Below are 17,718 nucleotides of genomic sequence, written 5' to 3'. Positions count from 1 at the left end.
ATGAAACTTAAGTTCTGGGCGGCAATAGGACTACTGACAGCCGCTACACTCTACAGCTGTGATGATGAAACAACGGGAATCGGACAATTTGTCGCTGATGAAGACTTTATCCTTGCCAAATCCGATTCATATACAGTATCTACAGAATCGTATTTGCTGGACTCGGTCTATTCCCGTTCAAATACAGCCTATCTGGGCAAGTTTACCGATGAAGGATATGGCACATTTACGTCCGACTTCCTCGTACAGATAAACTGTCCCGAAAACTTCCAGCTTCCCGACCGCCTGCAAAGCATCGACGAAGCAACGCTGGGACTTTACTACACCAGCTATTTCGGTGATTCTCTGGCTACCTTACGTGTACAGGTCGACACCCTTACCACAGCCATTCAAGACAACGGACTGGACAAGGACCTCTATTATACCAACCTGGATCCCACACGTTTCTATAACCCGCAGAGTCTTCCGTTAGCTACGAAAGATTATACAGCATACGACAAAACCGTCAGTGACTCACTTTACAACACCAGCGACTATTACCCGCATGTGTCCATTGACTTGGGAAAAGCATTCTGTGACAATTTCAAAAGCAAATACGACTATAGCATAGAAGAAAACGGCGTTACCGTACATCCTTATTTCAAAGATGCAGAATCTTTTATCAACAACGTCTTGAAAGGATTTTATGTACACGTAACAAACGGTGAAGGTTCCGTCCTTTATATTTCAGATATTTACCTGCACCTGACGGTTTCTTATCTAGGCAGGAACTCGGCCGATACCGCCGACTCTTTATATACGGGCGTTGTGCCGATGACGGCAACAAAGGAAGTCTTCATGTCTACCCGTTTCCAAAACTCAGGACTGCAAAATCTGGTGAAAGACCCTACACGCACGTATCTGAAGACACCTGCCGGGCTATGCACCAAAGTAACACTTCCTCTGGAAACAATCTACGAAGATCACAAGAGCGATACATTGAATTCTATTTCACTCTCGTTCGAGAAAATGAGAGACCAGAGCAGCAGTCCATATAAAATGGGAACCCCGACCACCCTGCTGATGATAAGAGCAAAAGACATGAAAAGCTTCTTCGAAAACAACGAAGTGAATGACAATCGTACATCGTTCCTTTCCACATATAGCAGTACAAACAATGCTTACTCTTTCTCACAACTGAACCGGTTGATAGCGAATATCTTCAGCGAAATCAGACCGGAAATAGAAAAAGGTGAAACCGAATGGGAACAGTGGAAAGCCGATAACCCGGACTGGGACAAAGTATTACTGATACCAGTAAGTACGGAAACCGATGCCAATAGCAATGTCATTGGTGTAGACAATGACTTGAGCGTCAATTCGGCCATGCTGATAGGAGGAAAAGACCTCAACGAATCGACCGATGAAGACCAGAAAATTCAAATGAACATTATCTATACACAACCCCAACAAAAGTAATTTCCCGAAACACACAAAGACGCAAAAAACACGGAGATGCATACACAAACAAACAATAAATGACTCTCTGTGCTTTTTGCGTCTTTTGCTTTCGGCATAAAAACAACACGACTATGAAATTAGGAAAATGGATTGGCGGCATCATGGGATTCATCGCCATGGGAGGACCGCTCGGAGCTTTGGCTGGATACGTGCTGGGCTCCCTATTTGACAAGGCGACCGAGGCTCAAAACTCTTTTGACACGACAAACGGTGATACACAAACCAATACCGGACAACGGAACAGCTTCTTGTTCTCTATGCTTGTCATGGCCTCGTACATCATCCGCGCAGACGGAAGAATCATGCATAGCGAAATGGAATTCGTACGCCGCTTCCTGCGTACCAATTTCGGTGAAGAAGCTGTAAACGAAGGACAACAAATCCTACTTAACCTCTTCGAGGAGCAAAAACGGATGGACGCTACAAACCCGTATGCCTTCCGCAATACCATACACGAATGTGGCGCACAAATCGCCGCCAATCTCTCCTATGGAGAACGCCTGCAACTGCTGGACTTTCTGGTGAAGATTTCACAGAGCGACGGTAAAGTATGTGAAAAAGAAATTGAAGCCCTGAAAGAAGTGGCACAAGCCATGCAACTCTCAGAAAAGGAAGTAGAATCGATGTTAAACCTGGGAGGTGACTCGCTGGCAGATGCCTACAAGGTATTGGAAATCGACCCCTCGGCAACTGATGACGAAGTGCGTACCGCCTACCGCCGTCTTGCCTTGAAGCATCATCCCGACCGTGTAGCTACCCTTGGCGAAGACATTCGTAAAGCTGCCGAAGAAAAATTCCAGAACATCAATAATGCCAAGGAACGCATCTACAAGGCAAGAGGGATGAAATAACAATAATTAAGAAACAGTTTCTAATAAAGCCAACCAGAAGTTGGCCTATTAATTATTAACTATTACATGTGGCACGAACTCCGACAGGTTATCGGTTATCTCCATACGGTTTTCACGGATGCCGATACCTGCCGGCTCTCCACCCACAATCCACGAGCCGATTACCGGATAGCGCCCGCCATATACCGTAGGCCTTACATATCCCTGATAAACATAAGCACCCTGATTATAATCACCCTCTGTCTCGCGAAGCAAAGGACGCTCCTCCCAGTTCCGTATCTCAACCACGCTTACATTATGTCCCTCGCGCGAAAAGACCGGTTTCTTACAATACACCCCCTCCTGAGGACGTGAAAGAAAACAAGGTAATACATAAGGCGAATCGGGAAACAACTCGAATATTTTTGTCAGAATGGCTTTGTTCGACATCACCAGTTTCCATATCGGCTCCAGCCATGTCAACGAAGCCAGACACCCGTCCGGACTTTCATCTGCCATCCACTCCCATGGGTATAACTTGAAGCAATGCTCAATGCGTTCCCCACTCGAGTCATAAAAACAACCGTCCTGCAAATCCATATCATTGATATCAAGCACACGGGTAGAATAGCCAGCCTCCATAGCCGTACTTGCCAAGTATTGCAGTGTCCCCGAATCTTCATGATTGTCGAGCACACCGGCAAAATGCAAGTTGCTTCCTGATGCGAAAATATCTTTCCACGACTGTACCAGACCTTCGTGAATGCCATTGTATTGGTCGCAATCCGGAAAAACATCTTCTTTCCATTGCCACTGGATCACGGAAGCCTCCAGCAACGAAGTAGGTGTATCAGCGTTGAATTCCAATATACGTGGTGTCCCCTTTTCATCCAGCATAAAGTCGAAACGTCCATATAAGCTCAGTTCATCCGCATTCCACGACTCCCGGATACGTTGACAAATCTCCGGCGGAAGCTGCAAGAAACGCTCCATCCATTCCGGTTCTTTTTCAATGATGTATCCTGCTGCCTCACAATACATACGATAAGCTTCTGCCGTAGCTTCCTCCAGCCGGCCGATTTCGTCCGATGTAAATTGGTAATAAGCCTCCTCACGCCAATAATCGCCGTGGAAATCAAATCCCAATGCCTCTATCTTTTCACGATAATCTGTTCGGGGGGTAACATATTTCCTTTCCATATAGCCTCATCTTTATGCATGAACACCCGAAGAACGGTGTGACGAACCGAACACACGGCCACTCGATTTCGACTTGCTTCCAGCAGGAGAGCTTACTTTCACTCCCGAAGGTGCATTGACCCGCGTACCATTAGCGTCTGTCCACGAACCCGTGTTCGGATAATAATAATGTGTCGTAGTCAACCCGTTCATCGCCGAAGGCATTAATGCCCAGCGCATCAGCATCGCGTTGTATATCCAACTGTTGCCTTGGCTGTCACGATATTCTTCCTTGTCTTTCGGGTCTTCGGGCAATTCAGTCTTTTGGGTACATGCAGCAAGCGTCATCAGACACATTGCCGCCATCAGGTAATGCCGTTTGTTCATATAGCTGCTCTTATTTAATGTTATACGGTACAAATATAACACAAATTCAATTCTTCAGCAACAAATCTTCATATTTCACCAATGCCTGCTTGAAAAGTTGGACAGCATCTGCCATCGTGCCATAAAACTCACCACCGGAAGCATTCAGGTGTCCCCCTCCATTGAAAAACTCGGCCGCCACCTTATTACAAGGGAAATTCCCTACCGAACGGAGCGAAATCTTAATCATATCTTTTTCAGTATCCTCACGGAGGAAAGCCGAAAAACAAATATTCTTTATCTGTAACGGAATATTGACGAATCCTTCCGTATCCCCCTTCACATAATGAAATTTGCCCTGCTCGCCCTTGGTCAGTGTTATCAGGGCAGAACGGAACTGAGGAAACACCTGCATCTTGTCATACAGCACATAACCCATCAGCCGCAAGCGGTCTTCAGAATAAGTGTTGAACACCTTGCGGTAGATTTCATCCTTATCAATGCCTTTCGAAAGCAACTCGCTGATGATAAAATAGATTTCCTGATTATTTGAATTGTATGTGAAACCGCCCGTGTCGGTCATCATCCCCGTGTAGATACACTCGGCACATTCCTTGGTAATGTCTTCAAAACAGCCCATCCGGCAAATCAGGCGGAACACCAGTTCAGAAGTTGAAGAGATTTCGGGATGTGAAATGACAATTTGGCAAAAGGTCTCCGGATTCAAATGATGGTCTATCAGAATTTTCTTCCCTTGCGCTGCCGCCACCGGACTTGCTAATGCATCAATACGCGAAAGAGCATTGAAATCCAGACAACAAACCACATCCGCTTCGGCAACCAACTTGTCGGCAAATTCAGCATATTTATCATAACGGAGTACGTCCTTGGCTCCCGGCATCCATCTCAGAAAATCCGGAAATGCATTCGGCACAATGACCCGAACCTCCTTCCCTTGTGTCTCCAGAAAATGAAGCAATCCCAGTGAAGAACCGATAGCATCCCCATCGGGCGACACATGGGAAACAATCACTATTTTTTCAGCAGCCTCGAAACACTTGGCTACCTTATCGATATTGGCTTGAAGAATGATTTTAGATAACATACCTATATTATTTGAAATTGAGGGTACAAAGATAGGGATAAATTGAAAATATCAGGATTCCCCAAGTCAAAAATTCATTCGGTTATCTCAATCAGATTGCCTTCCGGCCCCTCAATACAACTCTCATAATAGCCGTCACCTGTAATACGCGGACCGCTTACCACCCGATAACCATTGTCATAAAGAAGTCCGGTCAACCGATCTACCTCCGATTGGCTACCCACAGCGAAAGACAAATGAATGTACCCGGTGCGGAACATATCTTTCGCCTCATCTTTCATATCGGGACGAGACATGATTTCCAGCCTTGCCCCATCACCAAACGACAAGATATACGTACGTAACCCTGTCCGCGGATTATGATACATCTCATTGGAAACCGCCCCGAAGAAGCGGACAAAAAACGCCTTCACTTCTTCCAATTCATTAACATACAAAGCAATATGGTCTATTTTCATCATACAAATTTATATAAAAAAATACTGTTTTATCAAGCTGAAAATCCCCTCAGAGTGTCTTATTTTTAGAAAAGGCTGGCTCTTCTTTATGAGTCAGCCTTTCCCAAAATAAAACATTATCAACGATGCAGAATCAACGCCGAACGTGCGCCCACACTCACCTTTCCTCCTTGCAACGTGCCCAATCCGGCATCTGGAGCAATCCGTCCGTCACGGCATACTACCTGCCAAACGCCTGCCGGCAATTCTACAGACGTAGCATGGTCGCGCGCATTCAGTATCACCGTTATATCCGTCCACGCATCTCCATTAGGCTGTCCTTTCAAGCGGAACGCAACCACATTATCTTCGGTTGCAGGTAAGAACTCCAGATATTTACGTACCGAATCGGCATCTCCCATACGGAAAGCCGGATGAGCACGCCGCATTGCGATAAGTCCGCTTACATAATCGAACAAGTCCCGGTTTTGTTTTTTAAGTTCCCAATGAATGGCATTGATTTCATCCGGACTATTGAATGAATTATGAACACCCTGCTTGTCGCGCATCACTTCATCGCCCGCAAAGATAAACGGCACGCCTTGAGAAGTCAATACAGCTGTCAATGCCAACTTATGCAAATCTTTACGCACATTTACCGAAGCCTGTGGCATAGTAGCCTTCAGCCTGTCTGCCAAGCACATATCATCGTGACAACTTACATAACTGATAAATTGTGTAGGCTGTAATGCCCAGAATTTAGGCACTTTATGAGCCCCTTCGCCATTGACTTGCGGATGCTCGATGCCGCCTGCAATACCGAAACGAATACCAGCCTCATGCCCTTTCAATCCGGCAAGGAAAGCACCTTGGGCATCATTGCCGAAAGGACCACGCAAGCTATCGCGAAACTCATCGCTAAATGCGGCGATGCGGGACAAGCGGTCAATATTGTTTTTCATCGCCAACGAATCCATCGGCAATTGAGGCGCACCTGCAGCCCAACCTTCTCCATATATATAAATAGTAGGGTCTATTTCGTCTACAGCTTTACGGATGGCACGCATGGTTTCCAAATCGTGAATGCCCATCAGGTCGAAGCGGAAACCATCGACATGATATTCGTTCACCCAGTATTTCACACTTTCCACCATATATTTACGCACCATGGCACGCTCAGACGCTGTCTCATTACCACACCCCGAAGCATTGGCAAAATTCCCTTCCGGTGTCTGACGATAAAAATAACCGGGAACGGTACGCTCGAAATTGCTCCCTTCGGTCACTGCCGTATGATTATACACCACATCCATCACCACACGGATACCTGCCTGATGCAGCGCCATCACCATTTGTTTAAATTCACGGATACGAACCTCCGGAGCATACGGGTCGGTCGAATAAGAACCATCTGGCACATTATAATTCTTCGGGTCATATCCCCAATTGTACTGAGGAGTACCCAGCTTCGTTTCGTCCACTGATGAATAATCAAACGAAGGCAAAATATGAACATGTGTTACACCCAGCTCTTTCAGATGGTCGATGCCTGTTTTCTGCCCGCGAGCCGTTTTTGTCCCATTCTCCGTCAGAGCCAAAAACTTGCCTCGGTGGTCGATTCCCGATAAAGAATCGATGGAAAAATCCCGGTGATGCATCTCATAAAGAACTATGTCGGCAAAGCTTTTCAGTTCGGGACGCACGTCTTTGTCCCAACCTTCAGGGTCAGTCGCATTCAGATCGATGACAGCGGCCCGGTTTCCATTCACGCCAACTGCCTTCGCCCATACTCCCGGCGTATCGCCCAACCATACCCCTTTTACCTTTACATCGAACGTATAAAACTGACCGTTCAAGTCTTCAGATACCTCGGCACGCCATAAACCATTTTCGGCTGCCTTCATCGCCACCGTACGCGTAGGCTGCCCTCCCTGACCTTCGGCATACAGCTTCAGGTTCACTTCTTCTGCTGTAGGCGCCCACAGTGCAAACCGAGTTTCCTGCGGTGAATAAACCATCTCTTCCCAGTCACCTTTCACGACCGGATAATCAGCAAACGATTCATAATCGTTTTTTACGGACTGGCAACCCATAGCCGCCAATACCGGCAACATCAGCAAGTGTCTTAACTTCATGGATTATTTTTATTAAGTTAGATAATGAATTTGTAGCTAAAGATACACCTTTTCATTACATGAGAAAAACCGATAGAAAAAATATAGAACTTTAACGTAGTTTTATCAAGTTGATTATTAGGCATTTCCATCATTCCGCATGAGGTATTTATAGAAGCATTCACTTTTATTTCATACCGGTTTTCTCCCGATACAAACAAAAGAAACCACTAAAACTTACCTTACTAAAACAGGAAAAGCAACTACAGCTTTTTTATATTTTTATTATCCAAAATCGCGTCTACAAATATCTGAGACCGCTATTTCCACTTAATTTAATTTATATTTTCATTATTCGAAGGGTGGTTTCCGTCCAGTCTCCCTATCTTTGTGAGATAATTCTTAAATCACTCTAATACCAAGATAACGTATGACAATTATTTTTCGAATTCAGTATCACACGAACTGGGGTGAAAACCTCCGCGTTCTTATAGACGAAAAGACCACTGTAGAACTGACCACTGTAGACGGTTATTGTTGGCAAGGACAAACCGATTACCTGCCCGATACACCCGTCCCACTCGTCACTTACCGTTATGAAGTATGGCAAGACAACTGCCGCATCCGACGTGAATGGGGTATCCTGCCACACATTTTATATATAACCGACACACAAGAACGTCATTATCTGGTGCAAGATACGTGGCGAGACCTGCCTGCCGCTTCTTATCGGTTCAGTTCTGCATTTTGTGGTGAAAATGTTTCACAACGCATCGAAACACTCCCGACACCCGGAAACGATACAGCCATCGTCATCCGTGCCTTATGCCCGTCGAATGGGAAAAGCACGCGCATATTAGGCATCACCGGTAACTGCAAGACATTAGGCAACTGGGGCGAAACAGCTCCCCTCCGCATGCACGAAGTAAAGCCTAATGAATGGCAAGTAGCAATAGATGCTACCATATTGCCCCCTGACTTCACATATAAGTATGTCACCCTCTCTCCTGAAGACGGTAGCATAACCGAATGGGAAGCACACGAAAACCGCAGTATCACACCTCCGTCGCTCCAGCCTGGTGAGACCTATGTCACTCCCGAAGAAGAAGTATTCTTCGCCAGCGAAAGCTACAAGATAGCCGGATGTGCCATTCCTGTATTCTCGCTCCGCTCTGAAGGCAGCTATGGCGTGGGCGACTTTGGTGACCTGAAAAGTTTCATCCGCTGGGCTGCACACACACACCAGCGTGCCGTACAGGTCCTCCCCATCAACGACACGACAATGACCGGTACATGGACCGACTCGTATCCATACAGTAGCATTTCCATCTATGCTTTCCATCCGATGTATGTCGATTTACGGCAACTTCCAGCCTTGAATGACCAGGCATCTGCCATCACATTCGAACAGAAGCGCAACGAACTGAACGCTTTGCCACAAGTAGACTACGAAGCTGTGAACCAGTGGAAACGAGCTTACCTAAAAGCTATTTTCCAACAGGAACAAGATACAGTACTTAACTCGAACGGATTCTGCGAATTCTATCGTGAGAACGCCGAATGGCTACGCCCGTATGCAGCATTCTGTTACCTGCGCGACAAGTTCCAGACACCTGACTTCCACCAATGGCAAGACTACAGCACTTACCATCCGGAAACAGCCGAACAACTGTGCACACCTGACAACGAAGCCTATCCCGAAACCATGTTCCACTGCTACGTGCAGTACCTGCTTCATGTCCAACTGCTGGATGCCTGCAACTACGGACGTAAACTAGGAGTCATCGTCAAAGGCGACATCCCCATCGGTATCAGCCGTACCAGCGTAGAAGCATGGGTAGAACCTTATTATTTCAACATGAACGGACAGGCCGGTGCACCGCCCGATGCGTTTTCTACCAAAGGACAAAACTGGGGCATGCCAACCTATAATTGGAAGGTAATGGAAAAAGACAATTACCAGTGGTGGCAACGCCGTTTCCGTAAAATGGCAAATTACTTCACCGCTTACCGCATCGACCATATCCTGGGGTTCTTCCGCATTTGGGAAATTCCTATCCACTCTGTTCATGGACTGCTGGGACAGTTCGTTCCATCGCTCCCGATGAGCGTGGAAGAGATAGAAAGTTACGGACTGCATTTCCAGAAAGATTTCATGACCCGTCCTTTCATCAACGACCACATGCTGGACGAAATGTTCGGAACACGCAGTCAGGAAGTGCGCGACACCTTTGTGCGCCATGAACACCACGACATCTACTCGATGCGCCCCGAATTTGACACCCAACGGAAAATAGAAGCATACTTTGCCGGACGCACAGACACCGAAAGTATCAACCTGAAAGAAGGACTGTATGCACTGGTAAGCAATGTTCTGTTCATCCCCGACCGCGACAACTCCACAATGTACCATCCACGCATTTCTGTGCAGAACGATTACATCTACCGCCAACTGACCGGACAGGAACAGGATGCTTTCAACCGATTGTATAATGATTATTATTACCGCCGCCACAATGAATTCTGGTATCACGAGGCAATGAAAAAGCTACCAATACTCACACAAGCCACTTCGATGCTGGTATGCGGCGAAGACTTGGGAATGGTGCCCGACTGCGTACCCTGGGTAATGGAACAACTGCAAATCCTTTCGCTCGAAATCCAACGCATGCCGAAAAACCCGCAAGATGAGTTCGGACACGTACACTCCTATCCGTTCCGCTCGGTATGTACCATTGGTACACATGACATGTCTACCTTCCGGGGTTGGTGGGAAGAAGACCGAAACGTAGCTGCCAGATTCTTCTATCACGAACTGGGACACTGGGGAAATTTGCCTGAACATGCTCCGGGATGGCTGTGCGAGGATGTTGTGCGCCGTCACCTATACAGCCCATCAATGCTCTGCATCCTGACATGGCAGGACTGGCTGGCAATGGATGAACAATTGCGCAACCCCGATGTAACCATCGAACGCATCAACGTACCCGCCAACCCGAAACACTACTGGCGTTGGCGTATGCATCTCACACTGGAAAATCTGATTAAACAAGATGCCTTCAATGACAAAGTACGCCGGATGATAGACGAAAGCGGAAGATAAAAATAATTACGCGACTGCACGGACGATTGTAGTTCGTCCGTGCAGTCGCGTGCTATTCGAAACAATAAGATTATAAAAACACTCATAAACCATGAAAGAAATACCTAACCTTAGTTTCTGGAAACTGTGGAACATCAGTTTCGGCTTTTTCGGCGTACAGATAGCCTACGCCCTGCAAAGCGCCAACATTAGCCGCATCTTCTCCACGCTGGGTGCCGACCCTCACAGCCTGAGTTACTTCTGGATACTACCTCCCCTAATGGGAATCATCGTACAGCCGCTCATCGGAGTGTTCAGCGACCGTACATGGTGCCGTTTCGGCAGGCGCATCCCTTATTTGTTCATCGGAGCCATCATCGCCGTATTGGTAATGTGTATGTTACCCAATGCCGGGAGCTTCGGTATGACCGTATCGGCAGCTATGGTTTTCGGTCTGTTCTCACTGATGTTGCTCGACACCTCCATCAACATCGCCATGCAACCGTTCAAAATGATGGTAGGTGACATGGTGAACGAGAAACAAAAGGGACTTGCCTATTCCATACAAAGTTTCCTCTGCAATGCCGGAAGCCTTGCAGGCTACCTCTTTCCCTTTATTTTCGCTACTCTTGGCATCAGCAATATCGCTCCCAAAGGTGTTATCCCCGACTCGGTCATCTACTCATTCTACGTAGGCGCCACCATCTTAATCCTATGTGTTATCTACACCACCGTGAAAGTGAAAGAATATCCACCGCAACTCTATGCCGAATACCATGGCATTGCCACTAGCGGAGAAGAAGAAAAAACAAATGTGTTCCGCCTGCTGGTCAAAGCACCGAAAGCTTTCTGGACGGTAGGGCTGGTACAGTTCTTCTGCTGGGCAGCATTCATGTTCATGTGGACATACACTAACGGAACGGTAGCCGCCAACGTATTCGACACACCTTCTGTCGAAATCGTGAAAGACGGAATAACCTCGCTGGTACTCGATACACAATCGAAACAATACCAAAATGCAGGCGACTGGGTGGGTATTTTATTTGCCGTACAGGCCATCGGTTCGGTTATATGGGCGGTAATCCTGCCTTCTTTCAAGAGCCGCAAGCTAGTTTATTCCTTGAGTCTGGTACTGGGAGGCATCGGCTTTGTGTCTACCTTCTTCATCCACGACCAATACCTGCTGTTTGTTGCATTCCTGCTGATAGGTTGCGCTTGGGCTGCCATGCTGGCTCTTCCGTTCACCATCCTGACCAACTCACTATCGGGCGGCCACATGGGAACATATTTGGGACTTTTCAATGGAACCATCTGCATCCCACAAATTGTAGCAGCCGCTACAGGAGGACAAATACTTCATTTATTCACCCGTGAAGGCAATGTTCCTCCCGAAGTAAATATGCTGGTACTGGCTGGCATATTGCTCTTTGCCGGTGCTTGCTGTGTGGGATTCATCAAAGAAAAGAAAGCGTGAACAAAAGATAGAATTCATAGCAAGACGCAGCCGGTTGCGGAAGCCCGCGGATATAGGTGCGTCGGCAAACGCATATAAGTCCATCCGCTGTAAGATTAATAATCTTCAGGCTGTAAGATTATTAATCTTACAAGCGGAAGATTATTAATCTTACACCAGACGAAGTTATCTTCACTTTATCAACACACCATACGAACCCTTTTCTGTCATATCCACACAAGCTATCCCTAATGATTCACATTCGTCCCTCAATCGTTTTTTATACGATTCATTCAATGCATTATCAAACACAACCTTCCTCAACTGGAAAAGAGCAGTCAAATCCTCCATATCTCCTTTAAATCCTTTACATATATAAATATAGTCAAGCGGAAGCCGTTCCGTTACTTCTTTGTCTTTCCAGCGTGCATCATTAGCCAGTGCTACCCGTAATGTTTTTATTTGACAGATACCATTCTTTGCAAATAATTGCACGACATTGTGCTCGCGCTTTGTATAGATGCCAGAACGAGAAAAATAAAGATAATCCTCTGTCGAAGCCAGACGGTCAACAAGAAATGTAACCATTAAAACATCCAAACAACACAAAACTGCAATCAGTTTCCGGGCAGACCTACGGGAAACATACAATAAAGCTGCCACTATACACAAAGCCAACAGCCACGCCTGCAACGGAGAAAAATAAACAGACGTAATTTGAGACCCAGACAACCCCTGTACCCACTCCATTATCCCATTCAATACTTGCACTGACAAAGACAATCCTTTCACCAGCCAAGATATCGCTCCGCATACCAAACAGATTAGCGTCAATGCTAAAATAACAACAGATAAAGGAGTCACAACCAGATTGGCAAGTAAAAAATAAGTAGGAAATGTACCGAAATAACACAAGATAAAAGGAAGTGTCCCCAGCTGGGCTGCAAACGATATTGCCAAAGATTGCCAAAGATAATTGAGTACCCACCAACGACTATGCAACAGCCTTTCCACCAACGGATAAATAACCAGCAAAGACAATACAGCCACAAAAGACAACTGAAAACTGACATCAAACAGATACATCGGTTGATAAAGCAACATCAAAAAAGCAGCCAACGAAACGGATGAGACACCTGCGAACCTACTTTCTGTAAATACGGCAGCCACCACACACAAAGTATACATGACCACCGCACGAATCACCGAAGGACTTAAACCTGAAAGAAAAGCAAAGCTCCATAAAAAAATTACAATCAAAATACTTAAGAGCCATTTTCCACCACGCACATATCGCAAAGGATAAAGTATCCACGACACAATGAAAGCCAATAGAACAATATGCATTCCAGACAATGCCAATATGTGACTGGTTCCTGCAGCCGTATACGAATCTTTCAGTTCTTGTGTCAACTCGCTCTTATCCCCTACCGTAAGTGCCGAAACCACAGCAAGAACTTCTCCTTCCAACCCCCACGACTGGAAAATACGAACAATCTGCTCACGATAAAGCAGAGCACGCTGCCGGAAAGAAAGACTTGTATGACTCTTCAGTTTCTGCCAGTCTCCGGCAAAGGCTACCGCAGTACCTGCGATACCTTGACGCTCCAGATACAATCCATAATCAAAACCGGAAAGTTCAACATCCGAAACCGGACGACTGATACGTGAACGAAAGACCAAACGATCACCGCATGACAATACACCTTGAATAGAATCCGGCATCCAGTATAACACAATTTTCCGGTCCACAGCCTGCCAGCACTGTGCCGAATCGACTTTCATACATTCTACTTGCACCACTGCCTGCATGGTTTTCGGCTTATGATGAGGAACATCCATGATTGTACCGATGTAAACAACCGGTTTTTTTACCCATGCATAACGAATCGCCTCCCGCTCTGATAAAAACAAGACTGCCCCTAATAAAGCGACATTCATATAAACCACTATCCCGAAAAGCATCCGCCACCGGTAAACTTTCAAAGGATAGCATGCCAAAGCAATTACAAAAGTACATCCCCATGCTATCTCCAGCTCTGACACACATGTGATTTCCGAAAAGAAAAATCCGGAAACAAAAATTCCGGTTGCCAAAGCAAGAGTCAACCGGAACAACGGGTAAGCAGTCAAACGGTCAAGCACATCAATGAGCCAATGATTTCAGTTGATGCACCATTTCTCCAAAATCGGGTGCCTTAAACACCGTACTTCCTGTCACCAACACATCTACTCCCGCTTCTACCAGCCGGGCACCTGTTTCCAAGTTTACTCCTCCATCCACTTCTATCAACACATCAGCCTGCTTTCGGTCAATCAATGAACGTAAGGCGCGTACTTTATTTATGGTATTTTCAATAAACTTCTGTCCACCAAATCCAGGATTTACACTCATCAGCAGTACCATGTCCACATCATTGATAATGTCTTCCAACATTGACACCGGGGTGGATGGATTCAGTGTCACACCAGCCTTCATACCGGCATCTTTTATCTGTTGTATTACCCGATGCAAGTGCACACAAGCCTCGTAATGCACATTCATCATCATTGTCCCCAACTCTTTCACTTCACGGAGAAACTTCTCGGGCTGCACAATCATCAGATGTACATCCAATGGCTTCTGTGAAAGTTTCGCCACATATTTCAATACGGGAAATCCAAAAGAAATGTTCGGTACAAACACACCATCCATGATATCAATATGCAACCAGTCGGCATCACTCTGATTTACCTTCTCAAGTTCTAGTTCCAGATTGCTGAAATCGGCAGCAAGCAGGGAAGGAGATATTTTCAAGTCTGTTTTCATACGTCTTAGTTATTAATGAATAACAAACATACGTAAATTTATTCAGATATCCTGCTGTTTTTAAGAAAAATTGTGCAAAACAAACTCACCCCCCATTTTAAGAAACTGTTCCTATGACACCTACTTCGTCAAGCTGAACCGCAAACCCACTTGAAGATTAAAATTAAGTGGATGTTCCTTCCGGATAGTTTCCACATCACTTCCATCATCAAAATAATATGCAATACCCGGCTCGGCATACAATCCTATCTGCGGTGTGATGTTCACTTGTACACCTGCAGCCGCCGTTACCGACCATTGCCATTCCTTAATATGCAACGAGTGATGTTCCGTCTCACGCGAAGTCATTCCGTTGACATAAACCACATCCTGACTGGCAGACACACATTTTTCCACCATTCCACCTGCCGAAGCATAAAGCGAAATCCACCGGCTGTCAAACAGTGAACGATGCAATTTCACCGGTACGCCGATATAATGCAACTTCTGCTCTTCTTCGAGATAGGTATCCGTCCCCGAACGAAGGTCGGACGAAAGGAGCGTATAAGTCAACCCTGTCTCAAGTGCCCATCGGGACGAGAAATTCCATTTAAACGATGCCCCCACTGTGACAGGCATCTTGTGATGTATCTCGGTCTTCGAAGTCTGGTCACGATTATTAAACAATAACTGATTATAAGCAGTACGTCCGGCATCTTCGGAAGCCATCACCATATCCGATACCGAAACTTGCGCAGCCTGTAAACTCAATCGACCTACCCCATTGAATGAGTTAGACGAACTGAAAGGCATATTTCCAGTATTGAGCCCTATTGACCAATGACGGTTTTCAGCATTTTCCTTTTTCCCTTCCCACACTTCACGGTTCCGCTGCATCTGTTCCTGATCAAATGCACGGTGATGCTTACGCACCTTTGATTCGGAAGCAGAGAGAAGATTTTCTCCTGTTTGTCGTGTACTCTCCTCACCTTCTGGCGTCGCAACCGTTTCCGAATCATCCACCTCCGACAAAGACTGCACCGGCGACTCACTTAGCGAATGTGTCATTCGGGCATCAGCCAGTAAAGGTGTTTCGACTGCCACCTTCGATAAAGGACGGGATACAGAAGGAAGCAAAGGTTTTTCATCAGGAGCAACTGGGAAGGTATTCTTTTCTGCCACCACAGCATCGGGCTGCTCAAGTTCTTCAGCCCAGAATCCTGCTAACCAAGCAGTAAGAACCGATACAGATACCACCAACGCCGCGGCAACAGCTACAGCAAAACGCCGCATCCGCCACATCGGCACAACCTTCGGCGAAGATGACATTTCTGCTTCCAATCTTTCCCACAACCCTTCAGGCAAAGGTTCGGAATAGTCCTCCATCTTTTTCTTAAAATGTGCAGCCCATCTGTCTTTGTCCATCATTGCAACTCCTTTTTTCTATAATTATTAATTTTTTTAATCAGCAAATTCTTTGCCCGATAGAACTGGGACGATGAAGTATGCTCCGTGATTCCCAGCATCGAAGCTATTTCCTTATGACTCTTATCCTCGAACACATAAAGATTAAACACTGTGCGGTAGCCTTCAGGTAATTCCTTGACCATCTGCATCAAAACCGAGGGAGGTATGCCATTGAAATCGTCTTCGTCAGCATCGGGCATATCGGGAATCTCATCCAGCAACACTTCCTGCTGTACTTGGGCATTCCGCTTACGCAGATAGCCAAATGCCTCATTGACCATCACCCGCGAAAGCCATGCCTTTAACGAGCCTTCGCCCTGATAGGTAAACTGTTGGCTTATAGATTCAAAAATGCGCAGGAAGCCATCGTGCAAGATATCCTCGGCAACCTCTTTGTCTCCTGTATAGCGAAGACAAATAGCCAGCAAAGCACCACCATAACGCTCGTAGAGCAAACGGCGTGCCTGCATATCTTTCTGCTTACATCGAAGCACCAGTTCTTCTTCTGATATGTCTGCTTTCTGTTGCATTTTTATTGAAAATGTAATGATTGTGCAAATACTGCATCGACTCTTCCAAAAATATGCGTTAAATTGTTTTAACAAAGGCAGATGCAGTAATTATGCCCCTCTCGCATTTATTCATAAAAATGACAAAGATACAGATTTTATGATGAAAGTAAAATACTTTTTAGTTGCCTTGACTATTGCGGGGCTTATGGGAACTCTTCCCTCTTGTACACTGACCAAGGACGATACCCTCGACAACCTGACCCAAAGCGATGCTGGCACATTCTCCACCTTGGGCACTGTAATGATGAACGGAGAACTCTTATCCATTGAATCGGACAGATACGGCACTCTGATGCCCGAAAACCCAGAAATGATCAGCCAAATAGACGCCGACTCTACCGGACAACGCGTACTGATAGGATTCGTCTACTTAAACTATGTCACTCCACGAAGCACCCACGAAAGTTACCCTGTGCGTATTGTCGACCTGCTTTATAAAGTGGAAACCCGAAGAGCCGAAATGCTAAAAGCAGACAGTGTAGACATGTTTGGAACTGACCCGCTGCAAATCACCAATGCATCGCTCAGCAAAAATCACCTCAATATCCAATATACTTACGAAGGAAGTGCACAAACTTACCATCGGTTCAATCTGATAGTGAAAGAAGGCAGCAGTCCCGATACCGAAGGCCTGCTCCCCGTAGAATTACGACACGATGCCGGAGGTGATTACGCCACCACCTCCACCGAATCGATGATTTCGTTCACACTGGAAAGCATCGACCAGTTCTACCCTTCCGGTTACAAAGGTTTCAGAATTTTCTATAACAGTGGGGCAAACAGCCGTGCCGAATGGAAAGCACTGAAAGAATAAATTCTTTCATC

The 17,718-nt window shown here is 46.0% G+C and carries 14 protein-coding genes; 5 read left to right on the top strand and 9 right to left on the bottom strand.

What is annotated here, in order from left to right; translation table 11 throughout:
- A complete protein-coding gene (locus B5G04_RS11885; RefSeq protein WP_087397315.1) occupies positions 1–1,458 on the top strand; it encodes a DUF4270 domain-containing protein in 1,458 nt (485 codons plus the stop codon).
- A 113-nt stretch (positions 1,459–1,571) separates the two neighbouring features.
- Positions 1,572–2,351, top strand: a complete 780-nt coding sequence (locus tag B5G04_RS11880; protein WP_087211322.1) for a DnaJ domain-containing protein — start codon at positions 1,572–1,574, stop codon at positions 2,349–2,351.
- 48 nt (positions 2,352–2,399) lie between these two features.
- Here the strand turns inward: B5G04_RS11880 and B5G04_RS11875 are convergent, their stop codons facing one another.
- From B5G04_RS11875 to pulA, 5 genes are all read right to left on the bottom strand, one after another.
- Positions 2,400–3,530, bottom strand: coding sequence for a glutathionylspermidine synthase family protein (locus B5G04_RS11875; protein ID WP_087397313.1), 1,131 nt, complete (start codon positions 3,528–3,530; stop codon positions 2,400–2,402).
- 12 nt (positions 3,531–3,542) lie between these two features.
- The gene (locus B5G04_RS11870) at positions 3,543–3,896 is read right to left on the bottom strand and encodes a hypothetical protein (protein ID WP_022038945.1); all 354 of its coding nucleotides are present in this window, start codon (positions 3,894–3,896) and stop codon (positions 3,543–3,545) included.
- A gap of 46 nt (positions 3,897–3,942) precedes the next feature.
- Complete coding sequence (locus tag B5G04_RS11865) at positions 3,943–4,980, bottom strand: bifunctional oligoribonuclease/PAP phosphatase NrnA (protein ID WP_022038946.1); 1,038 nt, start codon at positions 4,978–4,980, stop codon at positions 3,943–3,945.
- A gap of 74 nt (positions 4,981–5,054) precedes the next feature.
- On the bottom strand, positions 5,055–5,438 hold the full coding sequence (locus tag B5G04_RS11860; protein WP_022038947.1) for a VOC family protein: 384 nt from the start codon (positions 5,436–5,438) through the stop codon (positions 5,055–5,057).
- A gap of 119 nt (positions 5,439–5,557) precedes the next feature.
- Positions 5,558–7,552, bottom strand: a complete 1,995-nt coding sequence (gene pulA / locus B5G04_RS11855; RefSeq protein WP_087397311.1) for a type I pullulanase — start codon at positions 7,550–7,552, stop codon at positions 5,558–5,560.
- Positions 7,553–7,961: 409 nt separating this feature from the next.
- Between pulA and B5G04_RS11850 the strand changes: the two genes are divergently transcribed.
- Positions 7,962–10,634, top strand: a complete 2,673-nt coding sequence (locus B5G04_RS11850; protein ID WP_087397309.1) for a 4-alpha-glucanotransferase — start codon at positions 7,962–7,964, stop codon at positions 10,632–10,634.
- A 91-nt stretch (positions 10,635–10,725) separates the two neighbouring features.
- Positions 10,726–12,087: an MFS transporter gene (locus B5G04_RS11845; RefSeq protein ID WP_087211308.1), complete on the top strand. Its 1,362-nt coding sequence runs from the start codon at positions 10,726–10,728 to the stop codon at positions 12,085–12,087.
- Between the two features lie 171 nt (positions 12,088–12,258).
- Here B5G04_RS11845 and B5G04_RS11840 read toward each other — a convergent pair whose 3' ends face one another.
- The 4 genes from B5G04_RS11840 to B5G04_RS11825 form a co-directional block, all read right to left on the bottom strand.
- A complete protein-coding gene (locus tag B5G04_RS11840) occupies positions 12,259–14,211 on the bottom strand; it encodes a ComEC/Rec2 family competence protein (protein ID WP_087247428.1) in 1,953 nt (650 codons plus the stop codon).
- A 1-nt stretch (position 14,212) separates the two neighbouring features.
- A complete protein-coding gene (gene rpe, locus B5G04_RS11835) occupies positions 14,213–14,875 on the bottom strand; it encodes a ribulose-phosphate 3-epimerase (RefSeq protein WP_087211302.1) in 663 nt (220 codons plus the stop codon).
- A 120-nt stretch (positions 14,876–14,995) separates the two neighbouring features.
- A complete protein-coding gene (locus B5G04_RS11830; RefSeq protein WP_087397307.1) occupies positions 14,996–16,282 on the bottom strand; it encodes an outer membrane beta-barrel protein in 1,287 nt (428 codons plus the stop codon).
- Positions 16,279–16,833, bottom strand: coding sequence for a sigma-70 family RNA polymerase sigma factor (locus B5G04_RS11825; RefSeq protein ID WP_087397371.1), 555 nt, complete (start codon positions 16,831–16,833; stop codon positions 16,279–16,281). The genes B5G04_RS11830 and B5G04_RS11825 overlap by 4 nt, the downstream gene beginning before the upstream one ends.
- Positions 16,834–16,990: 157 nt before the next feature.
- Here B5G04_RS11825 and B5G04_RS11820 point away from each other — a divergent pair, with 157 nt between their 5' ends.
- Positions 16,991–17,707: a NigD-like C-terminal domain-containing protein gene (locus B5G04_RS11820; protein ID WP_158100100.1), complete on the top strand. Its 717-nt coding sequence runs from the start codon at positions 16,991–16,993 to the stop codon at positions 17,705–17,707.
- The last annotated feature ends 11 nt before the right edge of the window (positions 17,708–17,718 follow it).

This window comes from Bacteroides sp. An51A (genome assembly GCF_002161565.1).
Classification (GTDB): domain Bacteria; phylum Bacteroidota; class Bacteroidia; order Bacteroidales; family Bacteroidaceae; genus Phocaeicola; species Phocaeicola intestinalis.
This window is presented reverse-complemented; position numbering and strand designations above follow the sequence as displayed.